Source organism: Pseudomonas sp. FW305-20 (genome assembly GCF_058788075.1).
On sequence record NZ_JBYTAJ010000016.1, the window covers coordinates 58,543 to 74,358 of the forward strand.

At 56.3% G+C, this 15,816-nt stretch carries 10 protein-coding genes; 4 read left to right on the top strand and 6 right to left on the bottom strand.

The window, feature by feature from the left end; all coding sequences use genetic code 11:
* Positions 1-140: 140 nt before the first annotated feature.
* Positions 141-812, bottom strand: coding sequence for a hypothetical protein (locus AC3WP4_RS15750; protein WP_309475422.1), 672 nt, complete (start codon positions 810-812; stop codon positions 141-143).
* 767 nt (positions 813-1,579) lie between these two features.
* Between AC3WP4_RS15750 and AC3WP4_RS15755 the strand changes: the two genes are divergently transcribed.
* Both AC3WP4_RS15755 and AC3WP4_RS15760 read left to right on the top strand, forming a co-directional pair.
* On the top strand, positions 1,580-3,010 hold the full coding sequence (locus AC3WP4_RS15755; protein WP_102615277.1) for a hypothetical protein: 1,431 nt from the start codon (positions 1,580-1,582) through the stop codon (positions 3,008-3,010).
* A gap of 530 nt (positions 3,011-3,540) precedes the next feature.
* Positions 3,541-4,311: a PP2C family serine/threonine-protein phosphatase gene (locus AC3WP4_RS15760; protein ID WP_102615276.1), complete on the top strand. Its 771-nt coding sequence runs from the start codon at positions 3,541-3,543 to the stop codon at positions 4,309-4,311.
* Between the two features lie 102 nt (positions 4,312-4,413).
* On the opposite strand, the gene AC3WP4_RS15765 is transcribed toward AC3WP4_RS15760, so the two are convergent.
* From AC3WP4_RS15765 to AC3WP4_RS15780, 4 genes are all read right to left on the bottom strand, one after another.
* Complete coding sequence (locus AC3WP4_RS15765) at positions 4,414-7,149, bottom strand: winged helix-turn-helix domain-containing protein (protein WP_102615275.1); 2,736 nt, start codon at positions 7,147-7,149, stop codon at positions 4,414-4,416.
* Between the two features lie 361 nt (positions 7,150-7,510).
* Positions 7,511-8,875 (bottom strand): DUF1329 domain-containing protein, encoded by a 1,365-nt coding sequence (locus AC3WP4_RS15770; RefSeq protein ID WP_074880145.1) that lies wholly within the window; start codon positions 8,873-8,875, stop codon positions 7,511-7,513.
* A 28-nt stretch (positions 8,876-8,903) separates the two neighbouring features.
* Positions 8,904-10,841: a DUF1302 domain-containing protein gene (locus AC3WP4_RS15775; protein WP_102615274.1), complete on the bottom strand. Its 1,938-nt coding sequence runs from the start codon at positions 10,839-10,841 to the stop codon at positions 8,904-8,906.
* Positions 10,842-11,176: 335 nt separating this feature from the next.
* Positions 11,177-12,859: a fatty acid--CoA ligase gene (locus AC3WP4_RS15780; RefSeq protein ID WP_074880151.1), complete on the bottom strand. Its 1,683-nt coding sequence runs from the start codon at positions 12,857-12,859 to the stop codon at positions 11,177-11,179.
* Positions 12,860-13,210: 351 nt separating this feature from the next.
* Here AC3WP4_RS15780 and AC3WP4_RS15785 point away from each other — a divergent pair, with 351 nt between their 5' ends.
* Positions 13,211-14,104: a glycosyltransferase family 2 protein gene (locus AC3WP4_RS15785; protein ID WP_074880154.1), complete on the top strand. Its 894-nt coding sequence runs from the start codon at positions 13,211-13,213 to the stop codon at positions 14,102-14,104.
* Between the two features lie 7 nt (positions 14,105-14,111).
* Here the strand turns inward: AC3WP4_RS15785 and AC3WP4_RS15790 are convergent, their stop codons facing one another.
* Positions 14,112-14,741 (bottom strand): LysE family translocator, encoded by a 630-nt coding sequence (locus tag AC3WP4_RS15790; protein WP_102615273.1) that lies wholly within the window; start codon positions 14,739-14,741, stop codon positions 14,112-14,114.
* A 92-nt stretch (positions 14,742-14,833) separates the two neighbouring features.
* On the opposite strand from AC3WP4_RS15790, the gene AC3WP4_RS15795 reads away from it, so the two are divergent.
* Positions 14,834-15,799: a 2-hydroxyacid dehydrogenase gene (locus tag AC3WP4_RS15795; RefSeq protein ID WP_076029815.1), complete on the top strand. Its 966-nt coding sequence runs from the start codon at positions 14,834-14,836 to the stop codon at positions 15,797-15,799.
* The last annotated feature ends 17 nt before the right edge of the window (positions 15,800-15,816 follow it).

The window sequence follows — 15,816 nt, forward strand, 5'->3', positions numbered from 1 at the left end:
TTTACTCCTTTGGACACCACGGATTACGCGGCCTCCAGCACCTCGGGGGGAATGCAACCCCGATAAAGCGGAACGCAACCCCGACTGACCGGAATGCAACCCCGAAGCAAGCGGAACGCAACCCCGATAGGTCAACTGGGTTAAAGGCGCGTCCACACTGCCTGTTCCATCCCTTTAGTGCTGAGCTCGATTCTTCCGGCCGCAATGACCTCCACACGTTCCAACTCTTGCATCGCAGCATCTAATGAAGCCCTGAATTTGCGCATTGGACTGGAGTACTGGAAGCGTTCCTTCAACCAAACGAGCTGAAATCGCTGCACAGACTCACTCGAAGTCGCGACGAGACGCTGCAAGGCCTTAGCCATATCTTGACCTTTGCGAATACGTAGCCGCTTCTCCCAATTGATTAAGGCGTACTCGCGATTACGGTACAGAAAACGCCACCTTGGATCGATGCGGACGACGTAGCTCTCTCGCTCCGGGTCGTACATAAACTTATCGATCAGATGCAGTGATTCGGCTCTGCCAACCTCAAGCTTTGGCTTACCGTCCTTCGTCACCTCGACGATCAACATGGCGAAGCTCAATGCCTTCATCGTACGGTGTAACCACCGATACTCATAATTCCCCGTTTGCCTGCCTATGGCTCGCAGCAGACGTGCACGATTGATTGGCACCGCAACACCCAGCGGAGCCTTGATCGCTTCGTGCATCAACTGCATCCAAACATCGGCCTGAGCCTCATCCAACTGCTCCCCCCAAAAAGTGAGGACAGCGTCCTTACGACTAACCAGCACGGTTTCTTTGTGCATTTTCTTAGCTCCGCGAGCTACCGGAGCGAACAAGCTGGAGCGGGCAATATGATTCGGCATTGCACGACTGAACTCACTTAGACCGGGCAGAAACAAGGGGGTAGGTGCGAGTGTTACAGCAGGTCTAGAAGGGGCAGACTTACGTAATTTTTCCACCCGGTCAGAAAGAGAACCAATGGAGCTCACTTCGCGTAACTGCGCTGCTTAGCGATTTGCGCGGCTTTAGTAGGGCGCCCAGGTCGAGCACGTTCTTGCTCTACAGCAGACGCTGGAAACGCACAACCAACAACATACTCAGCCAACCATGCCTCCACATCCTCTACACGCCATAGCAAACGCTTGGTGCCTGGCAGTCGGCAGATTGGCGGCAGAGATTGAGGGTTACGAGTAACGTCGCTACGGATGCTTGTGACGGATTTTTGCAAAAAGGCAGAAAGCTGATCGACAGTGAGTAAGGCTTGCATAGGATGGCACTCGTATGAGCTTGAGCAGGTTAGTGCTCATCGCTGCATTGGTTTGCGAATGCCTTCAGATTGTTGCAAAGCAGCAATGGGATCACGGTAAGGTTTTCAACAGTTTCTTACCGTTCGGCGAGCACAATACGTCCTTCTGACGGCTAAAGATGACAGCGTCTGCCAGAAACCGAAGGGATGTCATTTTGACACCTCAAATGCTAATTTATAGATCATACGCAGCAATATCTTTAGCGCTACCTGCGATGAAAAACTAAAACCTTTCTACAGCCTTAAATATAAAGGTACATTAGGATGGACCCAATAAAAGCCAAATTAGAATACTCGCACACAGACGAAATAACATTTGACGCCGACATAATCCCAACCATCAACAAATGCTTCGCCGAACTAAGCGATTATTCCATCATAAAACAAGAAACCTCCGAAAGCAGTACAGAAATAACATTTTACTGCAAAGATTCCATCAGGAGAGAAGAGTGTAATTTTTTACTAACAATCTCAGTAGCGCACCAAAAAGACAAACAAAGCAAAATCACTAGAACCGAAATAAAAATTCAATCTCAAACATTAGAAATAAACGAGTACGATCTAGAGGCATACATACAAAATCTTTACTATAAAATACTTCTAAAAAAAAATGAAGGCACGAAAAATAGCTACACCGTTCGAATCTACTCAAAGATCTACAATTCACACCCCATAAAAGGACAATATTTACTTAACTTCAAATATAAAACTTTGCTTTCTGCAGTAGCTGCTCCTTACAAACAAGAACCAAACACTGAGCAAATTATCTTTTTCGACGTCGAAATGACCGCAGCAAATATTGAGCATGCGCGTTCACAGGCTTTTGAGCACGTCTCAAATATCCAATCCTATCTATCTGTACTGGTTGATGTGGGTTTCGAGTTCGTTGACTCCGAGTTCAGAACTTTCATATTCAAGCCCTATCCTCCCGAAGCACCGAGCTTTTCAACCCAAAGATTTAGGACCGGCTACTTTGACCCCGACCTAAAGCTGGTTGTAAGAGACAATTTGAATTTCCTTAGCCATATCAATGACGATGAGGACTTCACAAACCTGTTCCAAGGAAAAGTCAGCGTATCGCTTGACGATACTTTAACGCACAAAAACACTAGATTTAACTACACAGCAACAAAAAAAGAACATCTTGAACAATCATTCCTCAACAGGAATCTTCCTGAAAACATCCCAAACCCGATGAATTTTTATCGAGAAACAATATCTAAAGATCATCATCTCCCAAATCTAGAAATAAAATTTCCGAGAGAGATCAGAGCTTACTTTACGGGCATTCACAGACTGTCAACGGAAAAGAAAGAAGCGTTTCTTTCTTGCTCTCGGATGTATAATCTCGCCATAAAATTGCATAGGACGGAGCCCACGGCCTGCCTTTCCTACTTGATTTGCGCGGTGGAATCTTTGACTACTCCTAAGCAGGGATTCTCTGCATTCCTAAATGCATTTGCTCCTGAAAATTACGACAAAAAACTCTGCGATTACTATTATTCGTTAAGAAGCTCTCACTTCCATGCGGGGAAATTTCATTTTCGAGAATTGAACCCAAGCCTGTTAATTGAGACTGACTTGATCTTTGCTAGACAACATAAGCTATTTTTTGAGTTTTACGAAACTATGAGGGCGACAATTGTTAATTGGGTCGAAACGTACATTCTCCTAAAGTGTAAAGATCGCGAGTAAGTCAAGAGTAAGGCAGGCGGAAAATCCTAGACTGCCGATTTTTCGGCAGTCACTAAATTTTGTCTAACCAGCTGTTCACATGCTCGGCACAAATCTGGCACATAGAGAACGCAATACATCGCAAAAAAAAGCTCAAACCTGCTCAACACTGCAACACCGCAACCATTTGATTCTATTAAAAAAATTTGCAAACCGTATTAAAAACAATTACTTAGATCCTCATCCAGCATTGCAGTTGCACTGCAAGGGGCCGACGGGGAAGGTTTCGCGGATGAGGGCAGTATTGGGGGTTTGCATGGGTTAAATCCTGGTGCCAGGGCTGGGTACTGCGGTTGTGATCCGCAAAATTGATAGGTTATCCTCGCGCCGCGCCAGTTTTGAAACAAGACGGCAGGAAGCCAATGCCTGGTTCAAACGACTCTTGAAGCGTTTTTTCTAACGCTCAGCCCAAAAAGGATAATCCCATGCAAGAAGACTATCTCCTTCATCAGGACATTAAAGGTATCGAAGCCTGGGCACAGGTCTGAACCATGCCTGAGATCCCGATAGACTTCAGCTGTAAAACGACCTGCGCTTTTGTGGCAGGACGCTCGCACCTCAAGACGCAAACCTCTTGCCAGGACTATGTCGCGGCCAGAGAGTCCAACGAGGTGACCTGCATTTCATTGGCCCATGGGGCCGGCTCCCGAGCCAGCTCTGCAATCGGCGCCCAGGTAGCGGTCACGGCGACCCTGGCCTTTGTCTGCAAAAACTTTGAAAGCCTCTGGCAAAACATGGACAAACACAACGCGAAGGCAGCCCAGCGTCTGGTTAATCGCTGCCTCGATGCGTTCAGGCGTAAATCTGCAAAACTTGGCGGCGAGATCAATGACCTGGCCTGCAACTTGTCATTCGTCGCTTACTCACGAGGCCGCTACCTGGCAGGCCACTTGGGCGATGGCGTTATCGCAAGCGCTGATGCGGACGGACAACTTCAGGCCCTTTCTCATCCGGAAAACGGCGAGCTCGCCAACACCGCCCTGTTTCTGACTGACCATAAAGCGGCGTCGCGACTCAGGTTGTACCGTGGGCCAATCGAAGCCACGACTGGCTTCGCGATCATGAGCGAAGGCAGCGCAGAAAGCCTCTATGAAAAATCCAGCGGCGTCCCCGCCCCGGCGCTTCAAAAGCTACTGGAGTTGAATGCAACGCTGCCCAGAAAAAAAATGAAGGAAGTGCTGGCTGACAACCTGCAACAGTCCATTGCCAGTAAAACCGAAGATGACTGCTCCCTGGGCTTACTGTCGATCCTGAAGCCCTGAATCGACGTGAGGCAAACGCCCCGGAGTGACTGCCTCCGAGGAGAAATGACCGAAACCTCTGATCGCAAGGCCCACCTTGTGCCAGAGGTCTTTAATCGGTGATTACTGCAATACACCCAACTCTTTCGCCCTGGCGACCGCCTGCGTGCGCCGTTCAACCCCAAGCTTGCTGTTGATATGGCTGGCATGGGTTTTCACCGTGTGCAGCGAAATAAACAACTGATCGCTGATTTCCTGATTCGAACAGCCTTGGGCAATCAGTCGCAGGACGGCCATTTCCCGCGTACTGAGTTGTTCCGCTGCGGCGGATGACTCCGCCGGACGGGCTGACACTGCCGGAAGCTGCTCTGAAAGGCTCTGCGAAACGGGCGTCGGCACACCGAGTTGAAGTTGGGTACGCAGCCAGTCCGGATGTTCAGCCAACAACCGGTCAAACGGTTGCAGCGCTCCACCGGCCGCCGCTTCCAGCGCCTGACCCAGGGCCTTGCGGGCCTCGGGTTCACGCCCATTCCCAAGCAATAACGTCACTTTTTGAGTCAGCGCCATCACGCTGAGCAGCTGCCTGCCGGTTTGCTGCCCATGCTCAAGCAACGCGTTCAATCGTCCTTCGGCCAGCATCGGTTGCCCCTGAATGACCTCCAGCAAGGCCTGTTGCAACTCGATATGCAGCGGTAGTTGCGGATGGAACTCTGGAGGGGCTGCCGCGTGTTCGCCGTTGTAGGTCTGACCCAAGCGAGCGAGCCAGGCTTCGGCCAGGTCGGTGCGCCCCTGCGATAGCCAGAGTTCGCATTTGACCAGGGTAATCATCGCCAGGTAGTAGATCGGCGGCACATCCCAGATGTGCATCAGGCGCTCGGCTTCGGCAAGTTCGGCGAAGGCTTTGGCGAATTCGCCGCTGCTGCCCTCAAGCCTGGCGATCACGCAGTGACCGATCAATACGCTGATGTCCCGACAGGCGCGTGCCTCATTCAAACCGGCTTGCAAGCGTGCGCGCGCAGCTTGGGGCTGCAAGCGCAGGGCTAGCAAAAAGCCTTCGTACAGAATCAGTCGGGCGCGCACGGCATAAAGTCGTTGCGGGGATAACGGTTGCAGCCGTTGCAGCCCCTGGCGCACTTCATCCAGCGCACGCAGGATTTCCCCTCGCGCTTGCAGTACGCGAGCGCGATCGTAATGGGCCAGCGCTTCGAACAGCGGGTTGCCGACCCGTTGCGCCAACTCCAGAGATTCTCGGTTCAACTCGCGGGCACGCCACAAGTCGCCGTCGGCAATGGCCAGGTTGGACAGGGTCGAGAGGCACATCAGGCGTTGCCCGTAGCGTTTAGCGGGCAGGCTCTCCTGCGCTTCGGTGCAATAGCGCAGCGTCAACTCACGATTGCCGCGCCCGCGAGCAATGATCCCGCTCAGGGCCAGCCATTGCGCCAGCATGGATTTCTGCGCAGTGGCCGATGGGGCCGGCAGGAAGCGGCTCAAATGACTGACCAACTCCTCGGCGGCGTCCAGTTGACAAGCCAGCCCCAAGGCCCAGCTGTACAGCACAATCAGCCGTGGGGTGCTGATCAGCAGGCTGTCGGGCAAATCCATTTTCCAGCGCAGCAACATGCCGACGTTCTGTTCGGCCAGCAATTGTTCTTCGGAGAGGTTCTGCACCAGGTTCGCCGCGACGTCCAGGTGCCCGGCACGCAGCGCCTGCTCCACCGCCTCGTCGAGCAGCCCTTGGGCATTGAACCAGCGACAGGCGCGCAGGTGCAGGCTGGCCGCCGGCACCATCGCTTGAGCGGTAGGCCGGGTGCGCAACAGGTCGGAAAACAAATGGTGGTAGCGATACCAGTGACCGTTTTCATCCAGTGGCACCAGGAACACCTGGTGGGCCAGCAGAAAACGCAGGATCTCGGCACTGTCATGGGCTTCGCGAACGGCATCGCACAGTTCGCTGCAAAAGCGTTCCTGAGGGGCGGTGTCGTAAAGGAACGACTGCACCTCGGCGGGCAGACAATCGATGACTTCTTCCAGCAGATAATCGCGGATCAGCCCTTCCCCGCCATGCAAGGTCTGCGGCAAAGCCCCCTGGGAGCCTGCTTCAGACGCCGCCAACAGCCAGAAACGCAACCCGGCAACCCAGCCTTCGCTGCGCTGGATGAGGCTTTCCAGCGCTTCGCCGCGCAAGGAACTGCTGTGCCGATCGAGCAGGGTCAAGGCTTCATCGTGAGTCAGGCGCAAGTCCTGTTCATTCAACTCGAGCAATTGCCGCGACAGCCGCAGGCGCGCCAGATGCCAGTCCGGCCGCTGTCGACTGGTGACCATCACCAGTAAACCGTCAGGCAAGTGATTGAGGAAAAATTGCAGGCAGCGATCGAGAACCGGACCCTGTGCCAGATGGTAGTCATCCAGCACCAACAGCAGGGGCGTATTCGTTGACAGGTGCACGGCCAACTCATCGAGCAAACCGTCCAGCCATTCCTCAAAGGCAAACGGCTGGTGCCGCTGCCGCATTTTCAGCAGCCCCAGGGACTGGCTGCCCAGTTGCGGAAAAAAGTCCTGGAGGCCTTCGAGCATCCGCTCAAGAAAACGTCCGGGATCGCTGTCTCGCGGACTTAACCCCAGCCACAGACTTTGCCAGTGAGCCGGCAAGCCCTGACAGAACTCCACCGCCAACGAACTCTTGCCAAACCCTGCCGGAGCGCTGACCAGCAACAACCTGCCGCCGAGGCCCGCACTCAGGCGCTCGCACAGACGAGGTCGCAGGACATGGCCATCAGGCAACGGAGGCCGAAAAAAACGCCCGTCCAGTGCCGCGACGGCAACGCTTGCAGGGCCCGGGGGTGGGGACAGATCAGTCATGGCCGGCTCTTGTTTGAAATGCTGTTGGCGGCGTTGCAGATGTCCGCAGCCTAGCGGTAAACGAAGAGGGAATGAAGGTTATTGCTACAAATGGCTACAAAAAGAATACAAGCAATGCCTGATCTGAACTCACCTTGTAGCAGCTGTCGAGCTTGCGAGGCTGCGTTCGACTGCGCAGCAGTCGCAGAACCTCCCCCTGCGTTCAGCCTGACACTATGCGGCGCACGGTATAGCGACTGCTGCGCAGTCGAACGCAGCCTCGCAAGCTCGACAGCTGCTACAAGGAATTGTTATGGCCGTAAAAAAACGCCCCGAACCAGTCGGGGCGTTTTTCGAGGATGCGGCCTCTGTTCAGGGCAGCTTAGCGAACACCATCCTGGCGCAGCGCGGCCGGGGTGAAGTCGCTGGTAGTGGCGGTGAAGCCAAAGTCGTACGCCGATTTCTCTTCGTTCTTCATGCCCAGCGCCAGGTAGCGGCCCGATTGCAGGTCGTACAAGGTTTCCAGGGTGTACCACGGCACTTGGACGTTGTAGTAGTTCTGGGAGTGAGCTTCCGCCACACGCCACAGTTGATTACGACCGTCGTAGTGGTCGATCACCGCTGCTTGCCAGGTGTCTTCGTCGATGTAGAAGTCACGCTTGGCATAGATGTGACGCTGACCTTCCTTCAAGGTAGCCACCACATGCCAGACCCGGCGCAGCTCGTAACGAGTCAGGTCCTGGTTGATGTGACCGGCCTTGATGATGTCGTCGTACTTGAGTTGCGGCGAGTCGAGTTTGTAGGCGTCGGAGGCGATGTACATCTCTTTCTTGCCTTCGAGTTTCCAGTCGTAACGATCCGGCGCACCGTTGTACATGTCCAGATTGTCGGAGGTACGCAGGCCGTCGGCTGCAGTACCCGGCCCGTCATAGGACACTTGTGGTGCGCGACGCACACGACGCTGACCGGCGTTGTAGACCCACGCCGAACGTGGCTCTTTCACCTGGTCGAGGGTTTCGTGCACCAGCAGCACACCACCGGCCAGACGTGCCGGCGCGGTCACTTTCTGCTTGAAGTAGAACAGGATGTTGCCCGGGTTCGCTGGATCGTAATCCTTCATCTTGTCGCGGAATACGAACTGGTCCTGGAAGTACACCAGGCTGTACGAGCCGTTCGGCTGCGGTGTGGCCTGGGTCACCAGACGGGTCACGCTGCCACCGCGATAACGGGTGATGTGGTTCCAGATGACTTCGACGCCGGTCTTCGGAATCGGGAATGGAATGGCGGTTTCGAAGTTCTCCAGACCGTTGCCGCCGGACACCAGGTTAGTGGACGTGGCGTTTTTCTTGATGGAGGCAAACACGGCATCCGGCACGGTCGCGCCGCGATGGGACGGGTAGACCGGCATTTTGAAGGTTTCCGGGTAGCGCTTGAACATCGCGTACTGGCCCGGTGCGAGTTTGTCCTTGTACTGGTCGACATTCTGCGCGGTGATGGTGAACAGTGGCTTTTCACTGGCGAACGGGTCGGACAGGAAACCTTTGCTGTCGGCGGTGCCGGCGTTTTTCGCCATCGGCTTCCAGGCCGGGATCGATCCGTCGGCGTTACCCGCCATTTCGGCGCCCATCGGCGTCAGGCTCTTGCCCAGTTTGTCCGCTTCGGCCGCAGGGACCGCCGCCATGACGCCGGTCGCCAGCAGCGAAAGCCCCAGAACACCGACGTGGAACAGACTCTTTGTTATTTTCATAGGTGTGTTCGTCCTGATAATGCAGTGCTTAGAAGTTCACGCCGAAGCTGAGCGCAACGAAATCGCGGTCATCGACGGTGGTGTACTTGCCATCAAAGAAGTTGGTGTAGGCCAGGCTCGCGGTGTAGGTGTTCTGATACTCGGCATCCACACCCAGGCTCACCGCTTTGCGGCCTTCCTCGAAGTTGCCGCCAGGGCCAGGCGAGTAGCCTTCCACGTCATGAGACCAGGCCACGTTCGGCTTGAGGTTCACACCGGCGAACACGTCGTTGTATTCCCAGATGGCACGACCACGGTAGCCCCAGGAGTTTGCGGTGGTGAACCCGTCGTTTTCGCAGTAGCGACTGACGTTGTTTTGTGGTCCGCCGGCCAGGGTGCCGCTGTTCAATGTCTGGCACTGACCACCGGGCAATGGACCGGGGCCGTAGCTCGGGTCACGGCCGTAACGCGCTTTGTTAGTGCTTTCCAGACCACCAACGTGAGTAAAGCCGACCTCGCCCACCAGGGTCAGTCGCTCGGCGCCCATCACCTGGTCGAAGAAGTGAGTAAGGGTCGTCTGGAGCTGGGTCACTTCCTTGCGGCGATAGCCTTTTTGATCCTCCCCTGGCGTCCCCTGGAGCACGGAAACGTTAGGGTTCAGCGGCGTCAGACCGGAAAACAGAATGTCGGTGGTGTTGAGCTGAACGGGAGCATTCGGCCGGTAGCTGACTTCACCGCTCCACGCAGTACCTGTCGGTAGCGTCGTGGAGAAGCTCAAGCCATACAGGCGAATATCTTCAGGGTACTCGACGTAGTAGCTGGAGTTACCGGCCACGTTCAATGGCAACAAGGTCGGTGCCAGGCTTGCCGCGACACCGGCCGGAACCCCCGCAGCCCTCAGTGAACCCACCAGGCCCGCCGCGCTGTAAGCGCTCGCCGGAGCACCTTTGCCGCTGAAAATCGGCGCGCGGCTGTGGTAGTTCATGAAGTAGGCGCCGAACTCGGTGTCCAGCGGATCGAACATGTATTTGAAGGACACGCCGAATTGACCGCTGTCACGGGCATCGCGATCCGGACCGCGACGAACGATTACGCCTTCATCAGGGTCTCCCCAGGTGACGCCCCTGGCAGCCAGGGTGTTGATGCTGGCATTACGCAACGAAGCCGGCAGCCCCGCCGCCGCCAATGCGCTGTTGAGCCCGTTACGGGTGCGCAGTACGGCCAGATTGTTGTCGCAGCCATCCGAAATCACGTCCGGTTGCGAGAAGAAGGTGCCGCAGTTGTCGGTGACGGTCTGGTCCCATTCGAGCTGGTAGAAGGCTTCGGTCGAGAGGTTCTCGGTGAGACTCTGCGAGACGTAGAACATGTTGACCGGGATCAGGCCTTCCTTGATCTCGGCACCGGGACGACGGAACGCGGACACATCGATCGGGTTGATCGAGTTGATACCACCGCCGATGAAGGTACTTTCACCCCAACTTACTACTTGCTTGCCCAGGCGCACGGAGCCCGGCTGATCGGCAACGGCGTAGTTGTGGTAGACGAAGGCGTCGAGGATCTGGCCGCCGGAGGACTTGGCGCCTTCCTTGCGGTTGTTGTCGCTGATGTCCTTGAACGGACGGCTTTCGTCCTTGAGTTCAAAGTCGTACCAGTATTTGCCACGGACGAAAACGCCGGTGTCGCCATATTTCAATTCAAGGTCATGGATACCCTTGAAGATCTTGGAGAACGTTTCGCCACTCTTGAAGTTCAGGTGACCGTCGTCCGAAGTCTGGGACAGGCCACGGCCGCCGTTGTTGACGCCGATGAGGTTCTTGTTGGGACTTTGAGTCGACCAGCTGGAACCGATCGACAGGGACGAGTCGAACTGACCTTCGATTTCCCCAACGTTGAAACTGACGCCGAATGCTGGCCCGGCGAGCGAAGAGGCAAGACTGACCGCCAGGGGCAGTTTTGCCCGGCGCCAGAACTGGTTTACTGATGTCATCGACGCTACTCCATGTGCATTATTGTTATGGCAGTGAGCACTTTTAAAAACGCTTGGATGACGGGGAGCCAAGGTGTCCCCAAGTCATTCCAAAGTTGCATCGCCCCGGTTTGTGCGTTTGCCCCGTTCTTAAAAATCCTTGAGCGGACTATAGCCAGCAGGTAGTACTGCTTGATCCCTCTAAAGTGTGATTTGCAGCTGCCAGCCACTCTGGAACAGTCCTTTGCCAAGCCGACACCCGTCGGCACGGCAAGAATGGCTGAAATTTCAGATTTGACAAGCCAAGCGCTTGCTTGGTGGGGCTGGCGTGCCCTTTTGGGCACGCCAGGTGACGCTTAAAGCGTCGAGAGGAAAGTGCTGTTGTTGGCTTGCCATTCGGTGATGTCGACACGAATACGCTTCTTGTCGAGTTTGCCGACACTGGTCTTGGGAATTTCAGTAACAAGGGCGATCTGGCTCGGGATGGCCCACTTGCTCAGGTGCCCCTGCTCCACGAACGGCTTGAGGTGTTCCTTCAGTTCCTTGGCCCCGATCTCATGGCCTTCGCGGACCACCAGCAGGGCAAACGGACGTTCGCCCCACTGCGGGTCGGCGATGCCCACCACTGCTACTTCGCGTACCGCAGGGTGGCGACTGATCAAGTCTTCAAGGTCCAGGGAGGAGATCCACTCGCCGCCGGTCTTGATCACGTCCTTGATCCGGTCGCGAATGTCGATCACACCCATGCTGTCCAGAGTCGCCACGTCACCGGTGTGCAACCAGCCTCCGGCCCAGAGCTCTGCGCCTTTCTGCGGCTCCTTGAAATAGCCCTCGGTGAGCCACGGCGCACGCAACACCAGTTCGCCCTGGGTCTCGCCATCGGCGGGCAGGAAGTTGCCGTCGGTATCGACGATCGCCGCTTCCACCAATGGGCCTGGTACACCGGCCTTTATCCTGTACGTGGTGCGTTCGTCTTCGGTGCCGGCCATCAGCTCGTCATTGAGGTGTGCACACGATACCAACGGCCCGGTTTCCGACATGCCATACGCGGCGGTGAGTTGAATGCCCTTGGCCTTGGCCGCGTCGTAAAGCGCATGGTTCAGTGCGCTGCCGCCGATGACGATTTTCCAGCCGCCGAAATCCGTGCCTTGCGCCGCTTTGGCATTGAGGACCATTTGCAGGATGGTCGGCACGCAATGGGAAAAGGTGACCTTTTCCTTGCGCCACAGCTCCACCAGGTATTCAGGATCATAGCGACCGGGATAGACCTGCTTGAGTCCGAGCATGGTCGCCACATATGGCAGGCCCCAGGCGTGCACATGGAACATCGGGGTGATCGGCATGTAAACGTCGTTGGTGCCCAGCAACCGCACGCTGTCGATGGCGCCCATGATGGTCGACACCCCCATGGTGTGCAGCACCAGTTGCCGATGGGTGAAATACACACCTTTGGGATTACCGGTGGTGCCGGTGGTGTAGAACGTGGTCGCGACGGAGTTTTCGTCGAAGTCCTGGAAGTCGTACTGCGTGCTCGCCGCCGCCAGCAATTGCTCGTACTCGCCGATCAGGTCCGGCAAGTCGGCGGTTTTTTCCGGCAGGTCAGTCAACAGCAGGGTTTTCTCGACGGTGGTCAGGTGCCCGGCAATCGCGTTGTAAAGCCCCACGAACTCACTGTTGACCAGCACAAAGCGGTCCTCGGCGTGGTTCATGGTGTAGAGGATCTGTTCCGGTGACAGGCGCACGTTAATGGTGTGGATCACAGCGCCAATCATCGGGATGGCGAACATGCATTCCAGATAACGATGGCTGTCCCAGTCCATCACCGCCACGGTATCCCCGGCCTTGACGCCGGCCGCCGTCAGCACGTTGGCCAGCCTGGCCACCCGTTCGATCAGGGTCGGATAGCTGTAGCGCAACTGGTCGCGGTAAATGATCTCGCGGGTTTTTTCATAACGAGCGCCGGACATCAGCAGCCGTTTGATCAGCAGCGGATACTGGTAAGCGCCTTCGGCTGGAGGGATAACGCGAGTCTGCAACATAAGAGTCCCTTTTCTGACTACACGGTCGTGGCTGAAAGTAAGCACTTTAGTGCCCTTGGGCGCCAGCCAAATCAGCCAAAGGAATGATTTGCAGAAGAGGGGCAAATGCTAGCTTTGCGCCACTGTCTGGACTGTTTCGTCGGGAATTCGGCGGTTGCGTTGTAAAACGTTGCAACGCATGCTCGTAACACTTGTCTGTGAGCCTACGTACCATACGGACACGATGAGCCGATCGGTTGGCAGCCAAACAGGTTGCCTCCCTCTAGTCGCCACGGCCTTCACCTCATCTTCAAGAGAAGGATCTTGTTCACTAGACCTGCCTGGTCAAACGCCATCGGTATTGCATAAATAATGAGCATTGAACTGAACGCCCCCGAGCACTGCCCATCGACACCTGCGCCCCTGGTTTCCATCGTGGCGTCCTGCTACAACATGCAAAAATTTGTGGAAGACGCCCTGAAGAGCATCTTCGCCCAGGACTATCCAAATTTCGAAGTCATCATCGTCAATGACGGGTCCAGCGACGACAGCCTCGCCATTCTCGAGCGCTTGCAACAAACCTATGACTTCCAGCTGTATTCGCAACCGAACCAGGGCGTGAGCGCGGCGCTCAACCACGGCTTGCGATACGCCAAAGGCGTCTATGTGGCGACCCCGGACCTGGACGACATCATGCTGCCGGGGTCAGTGCGCATGCGCGCCGAATACCTGGACCAGCACCCGAACGTCGGCTGCGTAGGTGCGTTGGTCAGCTACATGGACAGTGATGGCAACACCATCAAGCAACAACACCGCGACCGGATACACACCTACAACTTCGATCAGGTCCTCAGAGGTGCCGTCGTGGTCGGCGCCCCTGTTGCCCTCTATCGCATGAAAGCGATGCGAAGTGCCGACTTCTACGCGCCGAAGCTGCGGGTTCAGGACTTTCAGATGACGTTGCGGATTGCCCGGCTGGGTTATGAGATCCATGAGTTGCCGATCTGCATGTCCCGCTATCGCCGCCATGCCAACAACCTGTCGAGAAAATACCGGACGCTGCTCCAGGCGGACCTTGAGGCGATCGCGCCGTACGTGAACCATCCCGGCTATCAGAGCGCCCGCACCAGACTGGTGAACAAGGCCCTCAAATATGCCGTGGTCGAGGACAAGAAAGAAGCCTGGCAGCTGTTGCGCTCGATTCCCTGGCGACACCTCAACAGAACCAGCTTCAAACGCTTCAAGCGGCTGGTATTACATCGCTAACCGCTACTCAGTGCATTTCGGTAAATGCGAGTTTCACCCCGATAGCGATCAGTACCGCGCCCATGGTCCGATCGAACCAGTGGCCCATCCGGGCAAAACCTGCGCGCACGCGCTGCTGACTGAACAGCATGGCCACCAGGCAGAACCACACAGCGGTGGCCACCGCGAGGTAGATGCCATAGCCCGCCTGCACCGTCAGCGGCGTGTGCGGATTGATCACCACGGTGAACAACGAAAGGAAAAACAGCGTCGCTTTCGGGTTCAGGCCGTTGGTCACGAAACCTGAAGTGAAAGCGCCGCGAGCAGTGCGCTCGCCCGCTTCCTTGTGCAAATGATCAGTCGCAGGTTGGGCCGGCTGTGCTCGCAAGGCCTTGAAGCCGATGTACAGCAGGTACGCGGCGGCCGCCCATTTCAAGGCATTAAACAGCACGATCGACTGGGACACGATCAGGCCAATGCCGAGCAACGAATAGCCGACGTGCAGGAAAATGGCGGTGCCGACCCCCAGCGCCGTCCAGGTGCCAGCGTGACGACCATGGGTCACGCTCTCACGCACTACCACGGCAAAGTCCGGGCCGGGGCTGGCTACGGCCAACAAATGAATAAGGGCAACGGTCAAAAACTCTGTCCAGTACATGGGGGGATCCTTTTGGCCAAGCGTAACTGTTTGTTTCATCTGATAGGCTCGGCAGATTACGCCTTCAGTTCATTGCACAAAAGGTACAGTTGATGACGAACACTCACCGCGCCGTTTTCCTCGACCACCCGTCCCTGGACCTGGGTGACCTCGACCTCAGCCCGCTGCAAGAGTGTTTCAGCGACTTCAAGCTTTTTGCCCAAACCACGCCGGACCAAGTGATCGAACGCCTCAAGGGCGCCACCGTTGTCATCAGCAACAAAATCCCGATCGATGCCGCCGCCATCGCTGCCAGCCCCGAGTTGAAGCTGATCCTGATCGCCGCCACCGGCACCAACAACGTTGACCTCGTCGCCGCCCGCGCCCACGGGATTACTGTCTGCAACTGTCAGGGTTACGGCACGCCGTCGGTGGCGCAGCACACGATCATGTTGCTGCTTAATCTGGCAACACGCCTGGCTGATTATCAAAAGGCTGTCGGCGAAGGTCGCTGGCAGCAGGCGAAACAGTTCTGCCTGCTGGATTACCCGATTGTCGAACTGGAAGGCAAAACCCTCGGCCTGCTTGGTCACGGCGAATTGGGCGGCGCAGTCGCACGACTGGCCGAAGCCTTTGGCATGCGTGTACTGCTCGGGCAGATTCCCGGGCGCCCTGCCCGGCCGGATCGTTTGCCACTGGATGAGCTGCTGCCGCAAATTGACGCGCTGACCCTGCACTGCCCGCTCAACGAACACACCCGCCATTTCATCGGAGCCCGTGAGCTGGCCTCGATGAAACCCGGTGCGTTCGTGGTCAACACCGCGCGCGGCGGCCTGATCGACGAACAGGCCTTGGCCGATGCCTTGCGCAAAGGCCACCTGGGTGGCGCGGCCACCGACGTGTTGAGCGTCGAGCCACCAACCGCCGGCAATCCGCTGCTGGCCCACGACATTCCGCGATTGATTGTCACCCCGCACAACGCCTGGGGCAGCTGCGAGGCACGTCAGCGGATCGTGGGCCAGTTGACCGAAAACGCGCAGGGATACTTCAGCGGTAAAGCACTGCGGGTCGTCAGTTGATAGACTGCGGCACTTTT

Bases quoted from the DNA above. Each gene is read 5' to 3' on its own strand.
- AC3WP4_RS15760 (WP_102615276.1), top strand. From the start codon at position 3,541: ATGCCTGAGATCCCGATAGACTTCAGCTGTAAAACGACCTGCGCTTTT.
- AC3WP4_RS15790 (WP_102615273.1), bottom strand. From the start codon at position 14,741: ATGTACTGGACAGAGTTTTTGACCGTTGCCCTTATTCATTTGTTGGCC.
- AC3WP4_RS15770 (WP_074880145.1), bottom strand. From the start codon at position 8,875: ATGAAAATAACAAAGAGTCTGTTCCACGTCGGTGTTCTGGGGCTTTCG.
- AC3WP4_RS15765 (WP_102615275.1), bottom strand. From the start codon at position 7,149: ATGACTGATCTGTCCCCACCCCCGGGCCCTGCAAGCGTTGCCGTCGCG.
- AC3WP4_RS15780 (WP_074880151.1), bottom strand. From the start codon at position 12,859: ATGTTGCAGACTCGCGTTATCCCTCCAGCCGAAGGCGCTTACCAGTAT.
- AC3WP4_RS15775 (WP_102615274.1), bottom strand. From the start codon at position 10,841: ATGACATCAGTAAACCAGTTCTGGCGCCGGGCAAAACTGCCCCTGGCG.
- AC3WP4_RS15755 (WP_102615277.1), top strand. From the start codon at position 1,580: ATGGACCCAATAAAAGCCAAATTAGAATACTCGCACACAGACGAAATA.
- AC3WP4_RS15795 (WP_076029815.1), top strand. From the start codon at position 14,834: ATGACGAACACTCACCGCGCCGTTTTCCTCGACCACCCGTCCCTGGAC.
- AC3WP4_RS15785 (WP_074880154.1), top strand. From the start codon at position 13,211: ATGAGCATTGAACTGAACGCCCCCGAGCACTGCCCATCGACACCTGCG.
- AC3WP4_RS15750 (WP_309475422.1), bottom strand. From the start codon at position 812: ATGCACAAAGAAACCGTGCTGGTTAGTCGTAAGGACGCTGTCCTCACT.